Origin of the sequence: Kitasatospora sp. NPDC086801, from assembly GCF_044745805.1 — a bacterium.
GTDB lineage: Bacteria > Actinomycetota > Actinomycetes > Streptomycetales > Streptomycetaceae > Kitasatospora.
Genome location: NZ_JBIVAX010000011.1, coordinates 178,385 through 201,093, shown reverse-complemented (window position 1 = coordinate 201,093; position 22,709 = coordinate 178,385). Strand labels below are relative to the sequence as shown.

Sequence of the window (22,709 nt, the reverse complement as noted above, 5' to 3'; positions counted from 1 at the left end):
ACCACGCTCGTGCCTGAACCACGAGCAGTGACCAGCAAAGCCCAGTTCGACGCGACGATGCTGGAGCAGGACCGGAACCGGCCACACGGCAGCTGGGGCAAGCGCCGCAAACCGCGGAAAGCGTAGGCACCAGCAGCCCAAAGAGCGATCTACAGCTGGAGTATTAGGTTCTAGCGGTCCTTTCAACACCCCACCTCAGAAGGGGTGCGATGGACTTCGAGATCCGTGAGGACCGGACCAGGAACGGGCGTCGTCTGACGCGCGAGCGGGAGGCATACTTCCAGCTCATGCGTCAGGGTTGCAGCAGCGCGGAAGCTTGCCGGGTCGTTGGTATCAACCTGCGAACCGGCAAGCGATGGCGCAACGGGTGGCACTCTCCGCCTGACGGCCGGAAGCCGGTACTGCCGATTCACGTGGCGGCGCCGGCTTCCGGCCAGTCGCGGTATCTGCGTGAGGAGGCCCGCATCCACATCGCCGACCGGCTGCGAGAGAACGCGTCCATCCGCACGATCGCGGCCGAGCTGGGTCGCAGCCCCTCGACCATCAACCGCGAGATACGCCGCAACGGCATGCCGCTGCGCGGGACGAGTCTCACTGGGCCTACCGCCCCCATACCGCGCATCGCCGCGCCGAACAGCGGCGTCCCCGACCGAAGTCGGGGAAGATCGCCCAGAACCCGCAGCTGCGGGACTTCATCCAGGACCACCTGGACGGTGCTGTCACGTTGACCGATGAGTGAGATGATCTTCGTTGGTCTGGCCGGGGAGTGGTCTGCCGTAGAGAGCGGGTCGCCGTCGTACAGGGGCCACCGGTGCCCGGTGGAGATCATCTCCCATGCGGTGTGGCTGTATTTCCGCTTCCCGCTGAGCTTCCGCGAGGTCGAGGAGCTGATGCTCCAGCGCGGTGTCATCGTCTCCTACGAGACGATGACACCGCTGGTGCCTGAAGTTCGGCCAGACGTACGCCGACGGGCTGCGTGGGCGCCGGCCGCGGGCCGGTGACAAGTGGCATCTCGACGAGGTCTTCATGAAGATCAACGGGGTGCGGCACTACCTGTGGCGCGCCGTCGACCAGCACGGGAACGTCCTGGACATCCTGGTCCAGTCCCGGCGGGACGCGAAGGCCGCCAAGCGCTTCATGTCCAAGTTGATGAAGAGCCGGCCGCCACCGCACCGAAATGATCATCCGGTTCGCCATCTGGGACCAGATCACCCACGCCGCCGCCCCGCCCGCCACGGCCTGAACCAGACCCGGAACCGGGCACAGCACGCCCTGACCCAGCCGCAGGCGACCACGCCCCTACCAGCGTGACAACACCCTTCGACAGCACCCGCTCCCAGTGGACTTCCACCCTCTCGAGCGCCGTCTCAACGGTGACCGAACTCAGGGCACGATCGCCCAGCCGCGCCTGCGCGTACCGCAAGTAGCCCTCTTCCTGAAGGGCAACGAAAGCGGTGAAGCCGATTTCGGAACGGCGCCGGCGTCGAGCGGGTCGGTTTCGGTCAGCAGGCATCTCGGCCTCCCCACGTCAACTCGGTGGTGCACACGGACAGGTGCCAAGGCGGCGGGCCGCACAGAGAGCGGCGTGTGCCCCCCCTGGGTGCGGCCCGCTCCTTCGCGGGCGGGCCGCACCGGCAGATCCGTCAGCCCCTCAGGGCCGACCTTCCGGTCTCGCCCGTCGGGGCGCCGTCCTGCATCAACAGCGCCAGCAGCAGGGCCTGTTCGGCATCGATGCGCAATCCGCACAACGCCATCCATGACACGACGAGCACGGGCGTGGCGTTACCGCGCAACCGTCCGGACGCGGCCAGGGCTGCCGCGCGCAATCCCACGGACGTCCGCGGGCCGCTGTTAGATTGAGGGGTCCGCGAGGGCGGGTAAGCCCGCCTGGGGACAGTTCGGTCATGCATGGGTCCCAACCTTCTCGTGATCGAACGACCAACGCCTCGGACGGTGGTCGCACACCGTCCGAGGCAGTTCCTCGCCAGAGCCACCGAAAACTGTCGGCGACGGTTGAAATGAGCCGCCGCCGACAAAAACGCTACCGCTCGCGAACGGCTCCGCTGCACCGCTCGGCACACTCAACTCACCTCGTGGAGAAGCACGTTGATGAGACGCTCCAACAGCGTCGCCGACACCCTGGACAAGAGCGCAACCAGCCAGGATCGATCAGCTTCCGCCCAGTTTCGATCCGACTCGGCGGCGCGCTAACCGGCGCCACGCGCCCCCGCCAGGCCCCGAGCGCTGGCACGCCCGCCCCGTGCGCGCCAGGCAAGCCGGGGAGAAGCTGCGCGACATCGCTCCGCACGGCAATGCGGTCTCCACCGTCCTGGCAATGCAGCCAGACTTGGTAGCCGCCGCTCAAGTCGAGCCCGCAAAGAGACCCCGGAGAGCCCCATGACCCGCTACAGCGTCGACCCCGAACGACACGAGCTGATCGCCACCTGGGGAACAGGCGAGGGTGATCTCTCCACCCGCATCGCCGCCCTCCCCGCCAAGGCCGAAACCTCCACCCTCCTGGGCCTGGCCCGCGCCCTCACCCACCTGTCAGAAACCGCTTGGCGCACCTACACCCACCCGGCCAGCGCCGCCGCCTCCATGGAACCCAACTCCGAGGGCTGGCGCCGCGCGGAGGAACGCAAGGCGTTCGACGAGGTCCCCGGCGCCATCACCCGTCCCAACCTCCCCCAGGACGGCATGCTCGACGTCGAATACAGCCCCCTGGCCGAATCCGCCCACCGCGCCGGCCGCGCCCTGCACACCCTCGACAACGCGGACCTCACCGACGCCGTCCTCGCCGAGACCGTCACCGAGCTCGCCGCCGTGGAGAACGCCGAACTCGGCGACCTCACCGGCCGCGCCCGCCAGGCCGTCCTCCTGAGCCGCGAAGGCGCCTCCCCCGTCCAGGTCGCCGCCGCCGACCGCCTCCTCGAACAGAACCCCTTCGGCCCCGCCGCACTGTTCACCGAGATAGACCCCACCGGCGCCGCCGTCGCCGCAGCCCACTGGCTCGCAGCCGCCGCCGAGGTCGCCGCCGAAGCCTCCGGGCACTCCCCCACCGCCGTACTCTTCGAAGCCGACAACATCGAAGCCCTCACCCACGAGACCCCCACCCTCGTCCTCCAGCTCCTCGAAGCCGGCGCCTCCCCCTACGACGCCGTCACCGACCTCGTACGCCAGGCCCTCCACATCGCCGACGGCCTCCTCCCCGACCCCGCCGGCCTGCGCGAACAACTCGAAGACATCGACGACGCCCTCGCCCAGTACACCGGCCCGGACACCGACCCCGAGGACACCGGCCTGCGCCTGACCCCCCTCGACCCCAAGCGCCCCGCCCCCGACCTCCTCGAAGACCTCCTCGCCGGAATCCGCGGCTGCCAGCTCCTCCACGAGGAGTACGACGAACTGGACGACGAGGAGACCAACGCCGACGAGGCGGAGGACGGGGACGACGAACCGGCCGAGCGGCACCAGGACCGCAGCCGCGAACGCTTCGCCGACCTCGTCCGCGAAGCCGCAACCGTCCACCGCGACCGGCTCACCTGACCGGCCGCCGAGAACGCCGGCCCGGACACACGACGCAACCCCTCGACAATCACCCAGAGTGACAGCGAAGGGCTATGGCCACCGCGCCCGTCGGCAGCTCCGCGTGACAGCCGTCGACCTGTCGGCAGCCGCAGGTCCACCCCCAGGCCGCCGACACCCGCCCACGAACCCCGGCCGATATTACACAGCGTGACTATCCCGACATGCGCGTCTGACATCCAATCAGGTCCGGGAATTCCGCATCACCGAAAAGCGGCCACGATTCCACCTCCCTCCGAAACAGCCCGAGCGGCGCCACGGGCGGGGAATGAGAGCTCCATTCCCCGCCGATATCCGGAACAATTCGATAAAATCAGAGCACCCCAGAACCACTCGCAGCCGGCCTCCGGCCACACCGCAGTCGGCGTCGCGCCCCGGACCGTCCCACACCCGAAAGCATCCGTCCGGTCGCCATCAGCGACGACACGTCCGGACGCCCGGGCTCCGGACATGATCCACAAGACTGCGAGCCACTCAAGGGAGCCGCAGGCAATCTGAGCGCAGGTCAAGGGATCAGAGCAGGTCAGAGGCCCTGAAGGCCTCTGGTGGTCGCATGGTGGTCCCATCGGCAGCCGCAGTGCGCCCGCGCAGGACGAGACTGGATTGGCAAGCCCGAAAACGACCCTGCGTGAAGTGATCATCATGCGCTCCTCTGCCAAGCGCGGCCGCGTCTACCGCCGGTGTGGCTGCCGCGACCAGCACCGCAACCAGCTCGGCGCCCGCTGCCCCCTCCTCGCCACCGACCCCCACCACGGCACCTGGACCTTCGCCGTCGACAGCCACACCTGCATCGACGGCAGACGCCACACCATCCGCCGCGGCGGCTACCTCAAGAAGAAGGCCGCGAAGAAGGCCCTGCACCGCTACCTCGAAGGCGAACGCACCGGCATCCCCCGCGACCCCGACCAGAGCGTCGCCGACTACCTCGACGACTGGTTCCACGCCAAACAGGCCGAGCTGAAGCCCACCACTGCCTCCCACTACCGCAGGTACGTGTACGACGACCTCATCCCCGCCTTCCGCACCATCCGCCTCGACGACTTCCGCCGACCCCACATCCGCGCCTTCGCCGACGACCAGCTCGCCCACGGCCGCGGCCGGGTCACCGTCCACCGCATGCTCTGCACGCTCTCCAGCGCGCTCGGCGACGCGGTCCGGGCCGGCCGCCTGCGCCGCAACGTCGGGCGGCCCCTGGTCATCCGCCGGCCGCGCCGCGCTGACCGGATCGAGTGGACGGCCGACCACGCGGCCACGTTCCTGCGCTACGCCCACGGCGCCGACCCCCTCATCGCCGACCTCGCCGAACTCCTCATCGGCTCCGGCATCCGCAAGGGCGAAGCCCTGGCCCTCCACGAGGACGACGCCTACCTCGACAAACGCTTCATGTACATCCGCTGGACGCTCTCGGCCATCGACAACACCGAACTCGTCTTCACCGAACCCAAGACCCGCTCCAGCCGCAACTGGGTCGCCCTCTCCGACCGCGCCACCGCGGCGATCGCCAACCGCCTCGCCCCCGACACCTTCCGCGGCCCCAACCCCGCCCCCGGACACGGCCTGGTCTTCCACCGCCACGGCCGCCCGCTCCACCCCTCCTACGTCCTGCGCCGATTCCACCGCCTCTGCCGCGAAGCCGGTGTCCCCGTCATCGGCGTCCATGACCTGCGCCACCTCGCCTGCGCCCTGGCCATGGACGAACACGTGCCGCTGCCCATCGTCTCCAAGACGCTGCGGCACTCCACCTTCTCCACCACCGTGGACGTCTACCACTACCTGACCATCCAGGCCGTCCGCGAAGCCGTCGACGCCATCAACCACTCCCTCGACCAGGCCGACCACAAGGCCCTGCCCGACGACCACGCCACCCGAATCCCCCGCACACCACGCCTGACCACCCACCGGGCACGGAAAGCGGCACTACGTCGCCAATCAGCTCCCCAGGCAGCCCACCGGGACCACACCGCGACCACCAGCCGACGGAATATCAAAAAGGCCGCTTCCACCTTTCGGTGAAAGCGGCCTACGACCTGCGAAAACGCTGGTCGGGACGACAGGATTTGAACCTGCGACCCCTTGACCCCCAGTCAAGTGCGCCCTTCCTCTGCCTGCTTCGAGCGAAGCCAGCGCGCCAGCTTCAAGCTCTCAAATCAGCTTACCACTCGCCGAATTGCACCGCACCCGCCTCCATGCACGAGTGGACCAGCTGACAGTGGCTCAATGGTTACTATGTGCAGGAATGTCCAAATCCGAACACCGCCGTCCACTAGCGCTCAAGGCATGTGGTCCCAAAGTGGTCCCAGAGCTCTGGTCACACGCAGCAACCAGCCCTTCGAGGCCCCGCTTCAATCTCCCCAGCGGGAAGCACCTCCTTACGGAAAGACCATCCCCCCACAAGGCGTCAGTGACACAGCGTGACGATATCCGGGGACCCATCAGATTGCACCACTGGCCGGAACGCCAGATCCAGTCTATTCCCGCCTGGGCAAAATGTGACAAACGCAATGATGTCTAGATTGCCCGACTTCTGGCATGTATGGTGTCCCGTCCATCGCCGGGCGGGCCGGCGGGTGGTGTGCTGGGGGGTTCGTGGCGGGACTGCAGGTGTTTCGAGTCGCTGGCGAGGATGTTCGCCGTGTCGAGGGTGCGGCCGTGGAGTTCGAGCGTGATCTCCAGCGGCTCGTGGAGGCGAACATGGAGGAGATGCTGGGTGGTGTCCGTTTCCTGGCGACCGAGTACTCCACCGGTCCCGTGCACCGGGGCCGGATCGACAGCCTCGGTCTGGACGAAGACGGAAGCCCAGTCCTGATCGAGTACAAGCGCACGAGCAGTGAGTCGGTCCTCGCCCAGGGGTTGTTCTACCTCTCGTGGCTGGTGGAGAACCGATCAGAGTTCGAGGCGCTCGTCGAGCGGCGGCTGGGAGCGGAAGCCGCCGAGCGGGTTGACTGGAGCCGCCCGCGGGTGGTCTGCATCGCGGCGGAGTACACCCGCTACGACCTGGTGGCGGCGGGCATGTCCCATCATCGGATCGACATGGTGGTCTACCGGCGCTACGGGGACGACCTGGTGACGCTGGAGCTGGCGGTGTCGATCGCCGGCGGCTGCGGCTCCCTGGCGGTTGGCCGGTCAGAGCGGACACGGATGGCTTCGCCCGTGCGCCGGACGGTCAGCGACGTGCTGTCGCAGGTGGGCGGTGAGGTACGGGAGCTGTACGACGAGTTGGACGCCCGTCTGCTCGACCTGGGCGAGGGGCACTCGGTGGAGCTGCAGCACTACGTCGCCTACCGCCGCCGGCGGAACTTCGCCTGCGTCCGGGTGCTGGCGCAGGCCCAGGTTCTGGTCGTCTTCCTGCGCGTCGACCCGACGACGGTCCAGCTGGTCCCGGGCTGGACCAGGGACGTCCGGAGAATCGGGCACCTCGGCACGGGCGAACTGGAGGTCCGGATCGGCTCGATGGAGGATCTCGACCGGTCAATGGCACTGCTTCGGACGAGCTACGCCGCTGCGGCGTAGTCCGTCAATGGCGATGGGCCGTACCCCTTTGCGGGGTACGGCCCATCGCCATTGTTCGGCCCGCTCCCCGGAGGGCTGGGTCCGCGGGGCTGGCCCTGGTGTTCAGTGGTGTGCCGGGCGTACCAGGGCGGCGGTCAGCGCCAGCGCGGGCGGGATGATGAGGGTGGTGCGGTGACGGGCGGCTCGCTCGCCTGCCCAGCGGGGGGCGGATTGAGGGCCTGCTGGATGTGGGCCCGGCGGGCAGCCCAGCGACTCAGGTCGCGCTGGTAGGTCCGGACTTCCTCGCCTCTGGCAACGCGCGGGTCCGGTGCGGTGGGCTGGCGGTCCTGGGGGTTCGGCTGTTCGATAGTGGTCCTCCGCATCAAGAGGTAGGGACTCCAGGCGCAGGCCCGAGTCGAGCGGGGTCAGTGTTCTTGGTCGTGCTGCGACTCTCGGGCCAGCGCGGTGATCAGGGCGCGTTCACGGACGAAGTCGGCGTGCACCTCGGGCTGGTTCGGGCCGAGGGCTTCGAGGGCGCTGTCGATCGCCGTGAGAGCTTCGGCTCGGCACCCGAGCATCCGCCAGGCAGTGGCGGTACGGAAAAGCATGATCGGGTCGCCGTCGTCGAAGGTGGGCCACGCGGCCAGCTCCAGGATCCGCTCGGCCTGGTCGGGTAGCCCGTCACCGAGCCAGAGGCCGTGGAGCAGGGCGTGGCAGACCTGGGGGTTGTCACCGGCTTCGGCGAGGCTGCGGTCCATGGCGTCGAGAGCATCGCGCGCGGAGCTTCCGAGGAGGGCGAAGGCGGCAAGGGCGCGGGTATATGGATCCCAGTGCGCTCGCTCGCTTCCCGATGCCTGGTTGAGCAGCTGCTGGATGCTGCGGCACCGGAAGTCGAAGCGCAGGCCGGCGAGGTGGATGTGCCGGAGCGCCTGGGCGTGGGTGCGGTCGGTGCCGGGCTGGGTGAGATGGTTGGTGCCAGTGAGGTGGGCAAGGGCGCTGTTGCGTCGGCTGCGGGCGTACCACGTGAGGTGGCTGGCCAGGGCGGCGCTGGTCTGCCAGTTAGCGTGGGCGCGGCTGAGCCAGCGGGCCGCTTCGCCGGTCCAGGGTCGGCCGGCGTCGATCTCGCGCTCGACGAGCGTGCGGACGGCGGCGAGGGCGGCTTCGCGGAGGTCGTCTCGGGCGACGGCGATGCTGAGGGCGCTGTACCCGCTGGGGCGGTCGAGGAGGCCGCGGATCATGATCTGTTGGGTCTGCGGGTAGGCGGCGGCCCGGGCGATCCGCTCGATGGTGTGCAGGTCGGCGCTGGTGTCGTGCAGGTCGGCTCCGTTTGGACGGGGGGTTCCGTTCGCCGGCTTCGTGTCGGCCGGTGCGGGCTGGTTCCGGGTGCGAGGGCGGCTGTTGGTGCTGGGGATGGTCGGCTCCGGGAAGCGGTGGATCTGGTGACCCAGCTGGTCAGCGGGTCCGCCGGGGACCGGCTGGGGGCGGTGCCGCAGGTGCGGTGGCTGACTGCGCGGCGGGCAGCGGGGTGGCCGGTGCGGATCGGGCGGCTGCGCGGCGGGCGGCCAGGTGGTGCTGGGGTGCGGTGCCGGTCCGTGTCGACTGGGCAAGGCGGTCGGCTTCTCGGGCTGCTGCGGTGATCAGGAAGGTCGGGGTGTCGGGGCTGAAGGTCGCGCTCCACGGGGCGGGCGGGTCGCCTCCGTCGAGCGTCCAGGCTTCAGCCAGCGGCACGATGTCCAGGGAGCTGGGCTCGCCCCGCAGGACTGACCACAGCTTCACGCCGGCGGGGCTGGTGCTCGACCTGTCCCGGTGGGGGAGGTCGCTCTTGTGCCAGCCCGACAGGCGGAGTTGGGCGTGGGCGAGGGCGGGGTCTCGGCTTCCGGGGACCGGATCGGGCCGGTAGCGGCGGTGCGGGGTGAAGCTCGGCTCGGGCGAGGATTCGAAGTCTTCCCAGACCTCTTCGACGTCAAGCCGCTCGAGGGCCCCAGCGAGCGCGGCGGTGACGGCGGCGACGACCGGCGTCGGGGTGTGGGTGGTGAAGCGGGCGGTCCAGGAGATGCGGTCCTCTTTACCGCTGCTCCATGGGGGCCCGTCGCCGGTCGCGGTGATGGTCCAGGGGCTGGTCCAGCGCTGGTCGGGTCGGTGCTCGGGTGTGTGGGCGACGCTGACACGGCCGCAGGGGCTGTGCAGGGTCATGTTGCCGAGTTCGTCCTCGGTGTGGCGCCAGTCCCGCAGCGGCTCGACGGCGATGGTGGGGTCCTCGGTGTCGATGTCGGCGTGAGCCGGGGTGCTCTTGTCGTCCCCGGCGGAGGGGACGGTGAACACGACGTCGCGGTACGGCCGCGGGATTTGGTGGGCCCTCCGCGTTGCCGGCTTCGGCGCGGTGGCGGCCATGAGTGTTGCGGTGATCAGGTGTGCGGGGGTGTGCCGGGAGAAGTCCGCTTGCCAACCGCGGGCCTCCAGCGGGCCGACTGCTCGGCCGGCGACAATGGTCGTCGCGCCGGGCTCGGTGTCCGGGGTGGAGTACCAGGAGCCGTCGACGCGGTGCCACAGGTCGATGCACTCGACGGCCGGCTCGGGGCTCTCGGCGTGGACCTGGTCGCCGAGGAGGACGGTGTCCCAGCCGGCGCGTTCGACGGCGTCGAAGATGCTGCGCAGGTCGGTGGGGCCGGCGACGGCGGCGAGCCGGTCGCGCTGGAGCTGGGTGGTGAGGTGGACGAGGGTGTCGGTGATGATTTCTGCCGGTGTGCCGCTGGTGAACGTGGCCGTCCACGTTGGCGGTGCGGTCAGGAGCGGATGATGGCTGATCTGCCAAGCGGTGTCGCCGTCGTGCTCGGCCGCGACCAGGAGGATGTCGTACGACGGGCTGGCCAGGCCGGCGCCGGACTGGTGCCAGTCCACCGGACACCAGCCCCGCTTGGTCAGGTTCGTCCAGACGGTCTTCGACGCGCCAGGGCCTGCCAGGCGTCGGGGAAGGACTCGGACGGTCGTGTTGTCGGGGTCGATGGTGCTCCTCAGGCTGTCAGCGGCGGTGACCGTCGTGGTTCGGGGTAGGTGGTGTTGCCCGTGGAGCAGCCGGTGGCGCGCTCCCACCGCCGGGTGAGATGGGCAGCGGGCTGCGGGTGCGAGCTGCCCGGGCTCGCTGGATGTCCAGCGGGGTTGGACTGGAGGGCAGTTCGGCCATCTCGGCAGCACCGATGACCGCGGCACCGATCGTCAGGTCGCTCAGTTCACCGACGTCACGGGTGGCTGAACCGAGCATCGCACCGGCGATGGCGTGCAGGATCCGGTCCGGGGTGGAGGTGCTGGCTGCCGCGCACCAGCCCTCGTACTCGTCGCCGATGGTGACGGTCCAGAACCCGTCCTGGCCGGCTTCCTCCCAGTCGCCCGCCCCGCCGCCGGGGTCGACGACGATCCGGTCCTGCGGAGCGTGCACCGAGACCACCGTCTCCTGCTGCGCCCAGGCGTCCCAGGTGGTGATCCACTCCGGGGGCTGGAAGAGGCTGCGCCACTCGCTGTCGGCGGCCGACCCGTGCAACCGGGCGCCGGCGCGCAGCTTGGAGGCTAGGTCGGTGGTGATGGCCTCGACGATCTCGATGGGCGTGTGGTCGGTGAGGCATACGGTCCACTGCGGCGGCTCGAACGGAGTGTCGTGCACGGCGACCTTCCACATTGCGTCGGTCCCGTTCTGGGGCTCGAAGCCGAGCCGGATCCGACCGTCGTGGGAAACGATGAACTGGTTGCCGCGGCCGTCGTCGAGGCGTACGGCGCCGGCGTCGACGAGCGGGCGGATCGCCTGCTCGCTGTCCAGGACGGGGCCGGCGTACAGCGCCGGGGTGATGCTCAGCTGCAACCGCGGCTGGTCGTTGGCCTTCTTGACCCAGTAGGGGTTGGTGGTCAACGGCGGCTCCGGTCGGTCGGCCAGGGCAGCGCGGCCTCGGGTGGTTCCGTGTTGTTCTGCTGGGTGGTGATCGGTGCTCCAGGTAGGTACGTGACGGGGTGCTTTCTGCGGCCGTCGGCAGCCTCTACCGGCCGCGCGCTGCGGCTGCCCGCAGGGCCGCGGGGGTGGTCGACGGGCCAGTGGGCGCCGCCGGAGGCTGGGCAGCGCCGCGCTGAACACCGCGTACGCGCGATTCCGTTCGGCTCTCGGCGGGAGCTGGTGCCGCTGGGGAGTCGGTGAACACCTCGATGTACCGGGCGACGGCGTGCCTGAGCGGTTCGGGGTTCAGCTCGCCGTCGCGGTCGATGTCGGCCAGAGCGCGCACGGTGTGCACGAATCCCAGCCGGGGCACCGTCGCATGCTCGTCGAAGTCGAAGAGGTTGGAGCCCAGTTGCACTCCGCTGCTGCGCAGCACCACCTGGACGCGAATCCCGCGGTACGTGTCGCTGCGGATGCCGCCTGGCTCCAGCGCAGCGGTGATGAGGACGTCCGCGCGGGGCGCGAGCTGTTGACGACCGGTCGTGATGCCGTCCGGCAACGGCGCCAGGGTCGTCAGTATGGCGGCGTGATCGACGATGTCGTCTCCTTGGTGGCGGTGCGGCGTTGGGTCTGGCCGAGCGGTTGCCGTCCATCCGGCCGTGCGGGGAGGCTCGTACGGCTGGCGGGTCCGGAGCGGGTCACCGGACGGGCCGGGAGACAGCTGGCTCGTGGGTCACCGCCGCGGCCGGTGCGACGACGGCGCCGCCAGCCGCCTGGGCGGCCGGGGAGGCCGTACGCGCAGCTTGGGCGCGCGAACTGGCCCGGTGCTCGCCTCGGGCACCGGTGAAGTGAGGCAGGACTTCCGGTGCGAGGTCCGCGCGGTGCCGCCGGACCGGCGCGGGTGTGATCATGGGCCGGGTTGCCGCGGCGATCACGTGGAGCGGGGTGCCCCTGGTGAAGTGGGCTTCCCAGTACGCGGGGGTGCCCTTCGGACCGGCCCAGAGCATGACGGTCTCGTCGCAGGGCTCGAACTCCTTGGCCAGGCCCGTCGGTACGCGCTGGACCTCGAGTCCGGCGAGGCCGTCCGGAGCGGTGAGAGGGATCACGTTGGCCGTGAACTCGCGTTTCCATCCCGCCTGTTCGACCAGCCGGGTGGCGTCCTTGACGAGGTAGCTGCGGCGGTTGAACACCTGCTCCGGGTATTCCTCAAGGTCTCCGGCGATGGTTTCCAGGAAGGCGCCGACGATCTCGACCGGGGTACGGCCGTCGAACCGCGCCATCCAGTCCGGGGCACCCATCGGCTCGCTGCTGGCGACGAGTTGCCACGGGTCCAGGTAGTCGCCGATGAAGGCGACGCGCAGGCGGTGGCAGGGGCTGGAGATGAAACAGGCTGGCGTTCTCGGGGTCGGTGTGGTGAGGCCAGTTCTGCTTCTTGATGAGCAGGTTGAGGGCATCGCCGGGTTCGCCTCCGGCGCCGGCCAGGTAGCGGGGGGGGCAACGTCGATCTGGGTGTCGTCGCGCATGGGCCTCGTGCAGTGGGTAGGGCGGGGTGGGAGCCGAGTGCAGTGGCCCGGTGGTCCGCGGGGTCTGGTTCAGCGTCGGGGAGCGGTGTCCCGGTGAGGCCCCAGCGGTGCCGGCGCTGACGTCCGCTCAGGGGCAGTGCGGTCCGCAGTGGCGCCCGCCCGTGTACGGGTCGCTGCCGCCTGCGCGCGCGAGCCGACGCTGGGCACGAAGATGGCGTGGGTGGGGATGGGGCGGAAGGTGAACGATTCCTCGTAGCCGTAGCCGGGATCGCGGCCGACCCAGGCTGCGTCGATGGTGCGGGTCCATTCCTGGACTTCCTTCAGGGTGGCGAAGGCGTGCTCGGTCAGGGAGTACCAGGCGGGGCCGGGCGCGATGTCGGTGGCGTCGGATCCGCGGGCCCAGAACGTTTCGATGGCAAGGGTGATGGCCTCGTCGACGTGCTGGTGGAAGACACGATAAGGCAGGTCCGGATCGGAGTCGTGATGGTCCAGTGCGAGCACCCATGAGGGAGAGGGTTCCCAGCCGTAGGTGAAGTGGGCGAGGACCTCGTAGCGTCCTGGTGTGCGCAGTCGTTCCTCGACCTGTCGGGTGGCCGGGCTGGCGGGGCGGGCGTACAGGCCCCCGGTGTAGGTGACGGCGTCCGGGTCTGCGCCACGTTCGATGAGCCAGCGCTCCGCGAGCGCGATCATCGGCAGGCTCTCGTAGTCGGTGGTGTAGGTAGCGGTGATCGGATCGCGCTGGACGTGGGCGGCGACGAACTGCGGGGCAGGCAGGTCCGGGCCGATGCAGACCCCGTCCTGGAACAGGTAGTAACTCTGCCTCGGGGAGCCACTCGCCGGGGTGTGTTGCAGCCGCAGGGCCGGGTTGTCGAGCAGGAAGTCGAGCGTGTACACGGCGTGCGCCGCCTCCGGAGTGGCCGGGTCGAGGCCGTCCAGGGCGAACGGGTCGAAGTCGTCCAAGGGGTAGGTGTCGATGGCGTTCTCGCTTCGGGGGACGACTCAGTGCGGCCGTCCGGGGCAGTGGGCTGGCGAAGGCGTCCTTGGCGGCAAGCGGTTGTGCCGCCGCGAGCGGCCGGGCGCCTGCTCCGGGGGCCGCACGGCGGCCTTTCCCGGAGCCTCGGCGGTTCTGGCTGCAGTGCGACCTTCGGGTTCGGTCTCGGCAGAAGGAGTACTCAGGGTTGCTCCTCCTGCGCGTGGGCCGGACCGGCCGCGGGGCGGCGGTCCGGCCCGGGCCATCAGGCTTCGTCCGGATCCGAGGCCGCTGCCTCGGGGTCGAGCGCGCCCGAAGCGAACTGCTGCTCGGCTTCGGCGAGGCGGCGCTCGGCGATCTCGGCGTAGTGCGAAGTCACCTCTACGCCGATGAAGCGCCGGCCCTCCAGCAGAGCCGCCACGCCCGTCGAACCGGAGCCCGCGCAGAAGTCCAGGACGGTGCCGTCCGGGCGACAGATCTTGACGAGCTCCCGCATCACCGAGACCGGCTTCTGGGTGATATGGACTCGGCCACTGCGGGGCTGCGAGGCGGTGTACAGGCCGGGCAGGTAGACGGGGTGGGCGTCGCCGTCGATCGGGCCCTTGCTGCCCCACAGGACGAATTCACAATTCTGCGTGAACCTACCCTTTTGCGGTCGCGCAGCGGGCTTGTACCAGGCGAGCGCGCCGCGCCAGATCCAGCCGCCGGCCTGCAGGGCATCGCTAGTGGCAGCCAGTTGGCGCCAATCCGTGAAAACGAGCGCGACGCCACCGTTCTTAGTGGCCCGATAGGACTCGGCGAGGAGCTGGCTCAGCCAGTACGTGTAACTCCTCTGGTCCTTGTTCTCGCCGGGGAAATCGGCGAGGGTGTGGGCGGCGTCAGCGGAGGTGTACTTCGCGCGGGCCGTCCGCCCGGTCCTTTCCTGCGTGGTACGCCCACCCGAATTGTAGGGCGGGTCGGTGATGACGCAGTCGACGGAGTTCGAGGGGATCGCGGCGAGCCGGGTGAGGGCGTCGCCTCGGTGGATTTCGTAGGGCAAGGGGCGGGCTGTCCTCCTGGTCGGGGAAGGGGAACGCAGCCGGAGCATCGCATCCGACCTGGGCTTTTCGGCCGCAGTCGAGCGGGTGGAGCGGACCCTTGGACTGCGGGATCCGGCGGCGAGGAGGAACCTAGCTCACGCGCGGCTCGCGACCTAAAAAGGCCAACTCTGGCCGCCGGCGAAGATCGTTTTAGGTTGCGAGCCGCGTCCTGCCTATCGTTTCCCGTGCCCCAGGGAAAGACCGTCGGTCCGCCGATCTTCGTTTTAGGTTGCGAGCCGCACCTCGCCTACTGTGGGGCGCCCAATCGGGACGCTCACCTCGCTCGACCCAGCGGCCATCGTTCTTTTTAGGTCGCGAGCCGAAGAGGGGCTAACGTCCTGCGGGCCGGTCGCCGGGATATCCCCGTGCGGAGCGTTCGCCGCTTTTTAGGTCGCGAGCCTTCGATTCGGTACCTTCGGCGATCTCAAGCGAATTCCATCTATCCGTTCCAGGGGACAGCCATGCCCTTTTCGAGATTACGAGCGCGGCTTGCTGCCGCTCTCGTCGGCCCGCCCGTCCGCCGGAGGGCGGGCCCCTCACCCCGCGCCCGGTCGCATGATCCGACAGGAGACCTCATCATCCGCTCCCTCACCGTACGGACGCCGATTCCCAGCTCCCGGCCTCCGGACGCCTCCGCCGCCGCTCCGGCGGGAGGTGGCGCTCTGGAGACGCGATGAGCCTGAAGAAGGTGGTCGGCCTCGGCGCGGCCGGGCTCCTGCTCACGCCGTTCGCCGTAGCGTTCCCCGCGTTGGCCGTGGCCGCCAACGACGAAGCCACCAAGGCCAACAGCAACAACACGTGCACGTCCGGGCCCGGCCCACAGCCTGTGGACACGGCCGCCGTGGCCGCTCAGGTCAAGCAGATTCTGAACGGGCTTGCAGGACCATTCGCTTCGGTTACCGGCCTGGACTCCCCGAGTGTCCAGATCCCCAACGCCAGGACGATCGTGGCCACCGGCATCGCGATGCAAGTCCCCGCTCGCGGCCAGACCATCGCGCTGGCAACTGCGCTGCAGGAGTCCGGACTTAGCAACCTGAGCTCCGGGGACCGCGATTCGCTCGGCCTCTTCCAGCAGCGCCCGTCGCAGGGCTGGGGCACGCCCGCGCAGATCCAGGACCCCGTGTACGCCTCCACCAGTTTCTACAAGGCCCTTTTGGGCGTGGCCGGTTGGCAGCAGCTGCCTCTGACCATGGCCGCGCAGGCGGTCCAGAAGTCTGGCTATCCGGACGCGTACGCGAAATGGGAGAACCTGGCGACCGCTCTTCAGCAGGCCATCTCCCAGTCCCTGAATGGGGGTTCGAGTTCGGGCGGTTCCCCGTCTCCGACCGCGACCCCCGCACCGTCGCCAGCTTCGGGTGGGTGCGGAACCGGTGCGGGTACGGGGACGGACTGGGGGACGATCCCGCCCGGCGTCCTGCCCGCCGGCTACCAGATCCCCACCGACGCCCCGCCCGCCGTGCAGAGCGCGATCAAGTTCGCGCTCGGCCAGCTCGGGACGCCGTACCAGTGGGGCGGCAGCTGCACTGCGGCGCACGGCCCGGACCCCATGGCCAGGTGTGACTGCAGCTCGTTGATGCAGCAGTCTTACAAGGCCGGCGGCGTGACGCTGACGCGCACGACCTACACGCAGGTCAGCGAGGGCACCGCCGTGTCGGTGGACGCCTTGCGCCCCGGCGACCTGCTGTTCATCGAGCCCGGGCCGCAGGGCCCGGAGCACGTGGGCATGTTCATCGGCCAGGGCCTCGTGGTGCACGCGCCGAAGACGGGCGACGTGGTCAAGATCTCCACGCTCGACTCCTGGAAGGCGGGCATCGTCGCCGCCCGCCGCGTCGCCACCTGACGGCAACTTCCGTCGATCTCAGCGCACTTCGCGCATTCTACCCCTCCCTCGCGCGGCCGGACCGCGCCCCCTCCCCCACCCCTCTAGCCGTGGAGTGTGATTGCTCACCTACCTCGCCGATTCCGCCACCAAGGTCCAGCTGGCCTTTGACCCCGGCATCACTCCCAGCCAGGGCGGCCTTCCCGGACTGGACGTCCTCAAGTCCACGGTCGGCTCGATCAACCTCTTCGCGATCATCGCGGTGGTCGGCGCGCTGTGCGTGTCCGGCATCGTCTGGGCCTGGGGCCACCACACGGGTTCGCACGGCAGCGAGCAGAAGGGCAAGCAAGGCGCCCTGGTAGCCGCGGGCTGCGCCCTCCTGCTCGGCGCCGCCAACGGCATCGTCAGCTTCTTCAGCGCAGTCGGGACGAACGTCCACTGATGCTCAAGTCCTCGTCCTCGCCGTTCACCGGGCAGTCCGCGCTGCTGCGCCGACTGCTGATCGGCCTGGGCGTGCTCGTGGTCGTCGCTCTGCTGGCCGGGCTCATCGCCCGGCTGGCGGGCGGCGACCACCGCACCCCGAGCGCCGCCAACTCCCCTTCTGCTCCTGCTGTTTCGGCGCCTTCTTCTCCGCCATCACCGCGCACCAGCAACACCCCGTCCGCCGGGCCGACGATCGGCACGGCCCCCGTCGTCGCCGCTCCGCCGCACACCAGCGACCCGATCGCGTTCGCGAAGGCGTTCGCCGCGGCCCTGTGGAGCTACGACACCCGCACCGCTACCCAGCCCCAGCAGCTCGCCGGCCTGCGCGGGTGGCTGACCGATGAGAGCCAGTACGCCGACCCGGACACTCTCGCCGCGCAGGTCCCGGACCCGACCCTGTGGGACCGGATGCGCGACAACGGCCAGTTCGCCGTCGGCGAGGTGGCCGAGGCGCACCTTCCCGCCGCGTGGCAGCAGGCCATCGGCAAGGATCCGACGCAGCTGACCATCGCCTATATCTACGCGGTCACCGTCACCGGCAAGCAGACCGTCAGCTGGCGCGACGGCGGCGCCGGCGCCGAGGACCGCTCCCTCACCCTGGCCGTGCAGTGCCGGCCGAGCCATGACTGCGCGCTGGCCTCCATCGCCCCCACCGTCTACCCCTGACCTCACCCATCGGTCCCAACCAGAGGAGCTGATCGCCCATCGGCTTTTGTGATCTCCCCGGCTCCGGCCTGCTCTGCGATGTCATCGTCGGCGGCGTCAGCGACTCGGTCACCGACTCCATCGGCAAGTGGATCGCCAAGTCCGCCGGCGACTTGGCGAAGAGCGCCGTCGACCTCGCCTCGCGCGCCGTCGACAAGACCACCAGCATCGACCTGTCGGCCGAGTGGTTCCGCACCAACTACGCCACGATCTTGCCGATTGCTTTGACCATGCTGGTGATGACCTTCATCTTCCAGTTGATCAGGGCGGCCTATCGCCGCGACGGCCAGGCACTCGGCCAGGCCGTCACCGGCACCGTCTCAGCGACGCTGTTCGCGATGACTGCGATCACCTTCACCGGCGTCGCCGTCGCCATCGTGGACACTCTCTCCCGCGGGCTGTTCCAGATCGCCAACACGAACATGGACGACGCCGTCAGGCGGATCGTCCGGGTGTCGATGATCAGTACCACGTCACCGCTCGGCTGGGCGATCCCCGCGCTGGTCGCACTCGGCTGCGCCGCCGGAGCGATCCTCTACTGGGGCGCGATGGTCCTGCGCAAGGTGACCATCCTCGTGCTCGTCGTGCTCGCGCCGTTCGCGGCGGCCGGCGGCTCCTGGGAACCCACACGCGACTGGCGGCGCAAGTGGATCGAGGCCACCGCGACGGTGGTCTTCAGCAAGCTCATCATGACGGTGATCATGCTGGTCGGTGTCTCCGCCCTCGGCGAGAGCAACACCAAGGACGGCGTGCAGGCACTGTCGGACATCATCGCCGGCCTCGTCGTCATGATGCTGGTGCTGCTCAGCCCGATGGCGATCTACAAGTTCGTGCACTGGGCCGGCGACGGCGGACAGTCCCACGACCTGCACCGCTCGACCGCAGCCGGCCTTCAGGCCGGCGCCGCCGCCGCGAAGAAGGGCGGCCGGATGGCCGCCACCGCAGCAACCGGCAGCGCAGGCGGCGCGGCGATGGGCGGCGGCGCAGCGATGGGCGGAGGCGCCCCGCAGGGCCCGGCCCAGGTTCCGGGCCAGGACAGCCCGGCCGGCGGTAACACCTCCGACTCCGGCTCCGGCTCCGGCTCGGCCCCGTCGACGCCGAGCACGTTCCGGTTCCCCGGCACCTCCTCCGGAGGGGGCGGCGACGCGATCGACCAGGCCCTGATTACCCGGCGCGGCAGCCGCAACAGCAACGGCGGCGACCAGGGACAGCCCCTGATCTCCCGGACCCCGACCTCCGACCAGCAGCCCGGAGCACCCGGCGAGGGATCAACCACCAAGGCGAGCAGTGCAGTTACTGCCGCCACCGCCGCGGGCGGGTCCGGTGCGCCGCAGGTCGTCCTCGGCGCCGCGCGTTCCACCGGCTCTCCCTCCTCGGCCGGGGCAGCAGAAACGTTTCCCTCTGCCGCAGCGGGGCCTGCCTCCGCACCGGGCGCCGCCGTCGGCTCCTCCGCCCCGCCCACCTCCTGACCGCCGCCGGCCGGGGCTACCCCTCGCCCGAGCCCCGGCTGGCCTCCCGCCCTCACCGAAAGAGTCGCCCCTGTCGGCCTCCGACCTCCCCCTGCCGACCGTCCGGTTCCCCAGCCGGTCCCGCCGCGGCGTGCTGCTCGGGCTCAGTGTCGCCCAGCTCACCGTCGTCGGCACGGCCGGCGCCCTGCTCCTGGCGACGATGGTCGCCACCGGGCTGGCCGGCGCCGCCCTGGCCACCCCTGTCTGGGCTCTGGCCGCCGCCCTCGTCCTCGTCCGTGTCCACAGCCGCTCCATCGCCGATTGGTCCCCTATCGTCCTCCGTTACTACCTGCGTCGTGCCAAGGGCCAGCTCGTCTGGCTCGCCCGTCCCGCCACCCGGCCCCGCCGCGACGGTCTCCTCCACCTGCCCGGCGCCGCGGCGAGCCTTCGCGCCGTCACCGCCCCGGGCGGCACGCTCGGCGCGGTCCACGACCCGCAGAAGAACACCCTCACCGCCGCCATCCGTGTCTCCAGCCGAGCGTTCGCTCTGCTCGACCCTCCGACCCAGGCTGCCAACGTCTCCGCGTGGGGCCGGTGCCTGGCCTCGCTCGCCCGCACCGGCTACATCACCACCGTGCAGGTCATCGAGCGCACCGTCCCCGACAGCGGTGATGCCCTGCAGCGCTACTGGGTCGAGCACGGCCGGCCCGACGCGAAGGTCGCCGGCCCCGTCTACGAGGAACTGCTCGCCGCCTCCGGCCCGACCGCAGCGCCTCACGAGTGCTACATCGCGGTGAGCCTCGACCTCAAGGCGGCCCGCCGCCTGATCGGGGAGGCCGGCGGCGGCCTGGTCGGCGCCTTCGCGGTGCTCGCCCAGCTGGTCCCAGGCTTCGAGCAGTCGCTGCGCAACGCCGGTCTGAACCCTGGCGGTTGGCTGACCACCGGGGAGTTCGCCGCCGTGATCCGCAGCGCGTACGACCCGAAGGCCCTCGCCCACCTCGAGCAGTGGTCCGAGACCGGCCAGCCCACTGCCGACCCGGCCGCCGCCGGTCCGGTCGTGGTCGTCGAGGAGCCCGCCCGGCTGACCACCGACACGGCCTGCCACGCGATCTACTGGATCGAGCAGTGGCCCCGCTCGGAGGTCGCCCACGGCTTCCTCCACCCGCTCATTTTCGCAGGTGGCGCGCGCCGCACGCTCTCCCTGACCTACGGCCCCCAGGCCCTGGAAGCAGCGCTCAAGGCCGTGCAGCGCACCAAGGCCAGCATCATCGCGGACGCCGCCGAGCGCGTGCGCAAGGGCCAGGTCGACTCCGAGGCCGACTCGATGGAGTACGCGGACGCCAAGCAGCACGAACGCGAACTGATCGCCGGCCACGCCGATGTCGACCTGACCGGCCTGGTGGTCGTCTCCGCCGACACCCCCGAAGAGCTGCGCCGGGCCTGCGCCTCGATCGAAACCGCCGCCGCCGGCACCGGCCTGGACCCGCGGCTCCTGCGCTGGCAGCAGGCCGAGGGCTTCACCCAGGCCGCCCTGCCGCTCGCGCGCACCTGACGGAAGGCCCCGCCGTGCACCACCCGCCGACCGGCGAGCACCGCCTGCTGCGGTTCGCCACCGCCGGCCTCGACGTCCACCACCACACCGCCCTGCCCGAGCAGGAGCCCGTCTCCCGCGCCGAGTTGGACGCCCTGCACGCCCACTGCATCGCGCTGTTCGCGCTGCTCGACACCCACACCGGCACCACCCGGCCCAGCGCACCGGCCGAGGCAGACCACCTCCACGCCGCTCGCATCCGCGTCTGGCAGACCTGCGAAGCACTCCACGGCGCCTACCACCGCGCCCCGCGCGCCGACGGACGCCGCCCCACCCGAGAGGCGTGCGCGCTGCGGCTGCCGGAAGGGGCACCGGACATGGCGATCTGCCAGCGCCACACCGCCACCGCCGGGCGCGTGCGCCGCATCGCCACCCCCTCCGAGCTGCGCGGCGCCCCCACCGCCTCCTCCCGCACCTGATCAGGAGAAACGTTCCTGCGCTCCGCCAGTGCCACCCCCCTGTTCACCCCGACCCGCTCAGACCGCGCCGCCCGCCGCCAGGCCAAACGCGACCTCTCCGCCGCCCGCCGCACCGCCCGCAAGGCCGGCCAGCCCCAGCGCCCGAGGAACCGCCGCGAGGAGAACGCCGAACTCCTCCCCGCCTACCCCGCATCCGGCCGCCCCGGCCCGGCCTCCCTGCGCGGCGGCAAGCTCAAGCTGCCCGCGCACCGCATGACCACCGCGACCGCCAGCGCCGCGTACCCGTTCCTCGCCGAGGGCGGTCTCGGCTCCTCCGGCGTCCTTATCGGCCGCGACGTCCACGCCGAAGCCTCGTTCGTCTTCGATCCTTTCTCCCTGTACGGAAAAGTCGAAAATTTCACCAACCCGAACACGCTGATCGCCGGCGTCATCGGCCAGGGGAAGTCGGCTCTGGCCAAGTCAATTGCCTTGCGCAGCACGGCATTTGGCTACCGCGTCTATGTGCCGTGCGATCCGAAGGGTGAGTGGACGTCCGTCTCGGAGGCGATCGGCGGCACCACCATCGCGCTGGGTCCGGGACTTCCGGGCAAGCTGAACCCCCTGGATACCCCGCCCCCGCCAGCGGGAGTGGATCCGGCCGACTGGGCGGGCGAGGTCCGCAAGCGAAGGCTCCTGCTGCTCGGCTCGCTGGCGCGCACCGTGCTCAAGCGCGATCTCGCGCCGATGGAGTACACCGCACTCGACGTCGCCCTGGACGCGGTCGTCACCCGCACCGAACTGACCGGCCAGGTTCCGCTGCTGGGCGACGTCGCCGCCGTACTCGGGCAGCCGGCCGTCCTGGACGCGGCGCTCGGCGACCCCACCCGCCGGGTCGGCGCCGCCGCCCAGGACCTCGCCCACGCGCTACGCCGGTTGATCAACGGTGACCTCGCCGGGATGTTCGACGCTCCGTCGACCGCGGTCTTCGATCCACGCAGCCCGATGCTGACAATCGACCTGTCCAGCCTCGGGTCGACCGGCGACGACACGGCACTGGTGCTGGCGATGACATGTGCGTCGGCATGGATGGAGGCCGCGCTCAGCGATCCCGCTGGCGGTCGCAGGTGGGTGATCTACGACGAGGCGTGGCGCGTCATGCGGCACGAGGCCCTCCTCCAGCGCATGCAGGCGCAGTGGAAGTTGAGCCGAGGGTTGGGCATCGCCAACATGCTGATCATCCACCGTCTGTCCGACCTGCTCAGCGCCGGCGACGCAGGCTCGCGCACCCGCGCCCTGGCCGAGGGCCTGCTGACCGACTGTGCGACGCGCGTGATCTACCGCCAGGAAGCTGACCAGCTGGCCGCCACCGCCAGCCTTCTCGGCCTCAGCGGCGTGGAGACCGCCGCCATCGCCCAGCTGGGCAAGGGGCGAGGGCTGTGGCGGGTGGCCGGGCGGAGCTTCGTTGTTCAGCACCTGCTCCACCGGGCCGAGTTGAGCCTCTTCGACACCGACGCGCGGATGCACGAGAGCCGGACGGCGGCCTGATCGCCACCAGGGTGACCGCGGACACCGCGCTCGGGTGACGGCTCAGGCCCGAACGGGGGCGGCCACGAGGCCATCGTCGCACGAGTCAGGCTCTCCGGGGCCGGAACTCCGGCAACAGGCCGAAGTCCGCTGCCGCCGACCGGTGACGGCCGGCCGCC

General features: G+C 70.4%; 19 protein-coding genes and 1 pseudogene. 12 read left to right on the top strand and 8 right to left on the bottom strand.

The window, feature by feature from the left end:
- The first annotated feature begins 209 nt into the window (after positions 1-209).
- Entirely contained in the window at positions 210-728 is a 519-nt protein-coding gene (locus ACIPLC_RS15985) for a helix-turn-helix domain-containing protein (protein ID WP_400473566.1), read from the top strand.
- A gap of 12 nt (positions 729-740) precedes the next feature.
- A pseudogene (locus ACIPLC_RS15980) lies at positions 741-1,155 on the top strand (IS6 family transposase); the annotation flags it as partial.
- A 488-nt stretch (positions 1,156-1,643) separates the two neighbouring features.
- Here the strand turns inward: ACIPLC_RS15980 and ACIPLC_RS15975 are convergent.
- Positions 1,644-1,832 carry a hypothetical protein gene (locus ACIPLC_RS15975; protein ID WP_400473565.1) on the bottom strand — a complete coding sequence of 63 codons (189 nt, stop codon included), beginning with the start codon at positions 1,830-1,832 and terminating at the stop codon, positions 1,644-1,646.
- Positions 1,833-2,397: 565 nt separating this feature from the next.
- Between ACIPLC_RS15975 and ACIPLC_RS15970 the strand changes: the two genes are divergently transcribed.
- The 3 genes from ACIPLC_RS15970 to ACIPLC_RS15960 all read left to right on the top strand — a co-directional run bounded on the left by ACIPLC_RS15970 (position 2,398) and on the right by ACIPLC_RS15960 (position 7,095).
- Entirely contained in the window at positions 2,398-3,546 is a 1,149-nt protein-coding gene (locus ACIPLC_RS15970; protein ID WP_400473564.1) for a hypothetical protein, read from the top strand.
- A gap of 681 nt (positions 3,547-4,227) precedes the next feature.
- The gene (gene xerC / locus ACIPLC_RS15965; RefSeq protein WP_400473563.1) at positions 4,228-5,598 is read left to right on the top strand and encodes a tyrosine recombinase XerC; all 1,371 of its coding nucleotides are present in this window, start codon (positions 4,228-4,230) and stop codon (positions 5,596-5,598) included.
- Between the two features lie 636 nt (positions 5,599-6,234).
- Entirely contained in the window at positions 6,235-7,095 is an 861-nt protein-coding gene (locus ACIPLC_RS15960; protein ID WP_400473562.1) for a DUF5655 domain-containing protein, read from the top strand.
- Positions 7,096-7,499: 404 nt separating this feature from the next.
- Here ACIPLC_RS15960 and ACIPLC_RS15955 read toward each other — a convergent pair whose 3' ends face one another.
- The 7 genes from ACIPLC_RS15955 to ACIPLC_RS15925 form a co-directional block, all read right to left on the bottom strand.
- On the bottom strand, positions 7,500-8,312 hold the full coding sequence (locus ACIPLC_RS15955; protein WP_400473561.1) for a hypothetical protein: 813 nt from the start codon (positions 8,310-8,312) through the stop codon (positions 7,500-7,502).
- 214 nt (positions 8,313-8,526) lie between these two features.
- Positions 8,527-9,972: a DUF317 domain-containing protein gene (locus ACIPLC_RS15950; protein ID WP_400473560.1), complete on the bottom strand. Its 1,446-nt coding sequence runs from the start codon at positions 9,970-9,972 to the stop codon at positions 8,527-8,529.
- Positions 9,973-10,093: 121 nt separating this feature from the next.
- Positions 10,094-10,972, bottom strand: coding sequence for a DUF317 domain-containing protein (locus ACIPLC_RS15945; protein ID WP_400473559.1), 879 nt, complete (start codon positions 10,970-10,972; stop codon positions 10,094-10,096).
- Positions 10,973-11,096: 124 nt separating this feature from the next.
- Positions 11,097-11,549, bottom strand: a complete 453-nt coding sequence (locus ACIPLC_RS15940) for a hypothetical protein (protein WP_400473558.1) — start codon at positions 11,547-11,549, stop codon at positions 11,097-11,099.
- Positions 11,550-11,688: 139 nt separating this feature from the next.
- Positions 11,689-12,513, bottom strand: coding sequence for a DUF317 domain-containing protein (locus ACIPLC_RS15935; RefSeq protein WP_400473557.1), 825 nt, complete (start codon positions 12,511-12,513; stop codon positions 11,689-11,691).
- A gap of 69 nt (positions 12,514-12,582) precedes the next feature.
- Positions 12,583-13,473 (bottom strand): hypothetical protein, encoded by an 891-nt coding sequence (locus tag ACIPLC_RS15930; protein ID WP_400473556.1) that lies wholly within the window; start codon positions 13,471-13,473, stop codon positions 12,583-12,585.
- A gap of 275 nt (positions 13,474-13,748) precedes the next feature.
- Positions 13,749-14,522: a DNA-methyltransferase gene (locus ACIPLC_RS15925; RefSeq protein ID WP_400473555.1), complete on the bottom strand. Its 774-nt coding sequence runs from the start codon at positions 14,520-14,522 to the stop codon at positions 13,749-13,751.
- 713 nt (positions 14,523-15,235) lie between these two features.
- Between ACIPLC_RS15925 and ACIPLC_RS15920 the strand changes: the two genes are divergently transcribed.
- The 7 genes from ACIPLC_RS15920 to ACIPLC_RS15890 all read left to right on the top strand — a co-directional run bounded on the left by ACIPLC_RS15920 (position 15,236) and on the right by ACIPLC_RS15890 (position 22,551).
- Positions 15,236-16,402, top strand: coding sequence for a C40 family peptidase (locus ACIPLC_RS15920; RefSeq protein WP_400473554.1), 1,167 nt, complete (start codon positions 15,236-15,238; stop codon positions 16,400-16,402).
- Positions 16,403-16,502: 100 nt separating this feature from the next.
- Entirely contained in the window at positions 16,503-16,823 is a 321-nt protein-coding gene (locus ACIPLC_RS15915; RefSeq protein WP_188302076.1) for a DUF6112 family protein, read from the top strand.
- A complete protein-coding gene (locus ACIPLC_RS15910) occupies positions 16,823-17,530 on the top strand; it encodes a hypothetical protein (protein ID WP_400473553.1) in 708 nt (235 codons plus the stop codon). Before ACIPLC_RS15915 ends, ACIPLC_RS15910 begins: the two co-directional genes overlap by 1 nt.
- Before the next feature lie 152 nt (positions 17,531-17,682).
- Positions 17,683-19,038: a conjugal transfer protein TrbL family protein gene (locus ACIPLC_RS15905; protein WP_400473552.1), complete on the top strand. Its 1,356-nt coding sequence runs from the start codon at positions 17,683-17,685 to the stop codon at positions 19,036-19,038.
- Positions 19,039-19,108: 70 nt separating this feature from the next.
- On the top strand, positions 19,109-20,569 hold the full coding sequence (locus ACIPLC_RS15900) for an SCO6880 family protein (protein ID WP_400473579.1): 1,461 nt from the start codon (positions 19,109-19,111) through the stop codon (positions 20,567-20,569).
- A gap of 14 nt (positions 20,570-20,583) precedes the next feature.
- Complete coding sequence (locus ACIPLC_RS15895) at positions 20,584-21,027, top strand: DUF6238 family protein (RefSeq protein ID WP_400473551.1); 444 nt, start codon at positions 20,584-20,586, stop codon at positions 21,025-21,027.
- Positions 21,028-21,066: 39 nt separating this feature from the next.
- The gene (locus ACIPLC_RS15890; RefSeq protein WP_400473578.1) at positions 21,067-22,551 is read left to right on the top strand and encodes a VirB4 family type IV secretion system protein; all 1,485 of its coding nucleotides are present in this window, start codon (positions 21,067-21,069) and stop codon (positions 22,549-22,551) included.
- Positions 22,552-22,709 lie beyond the last annotated feature (158 nt).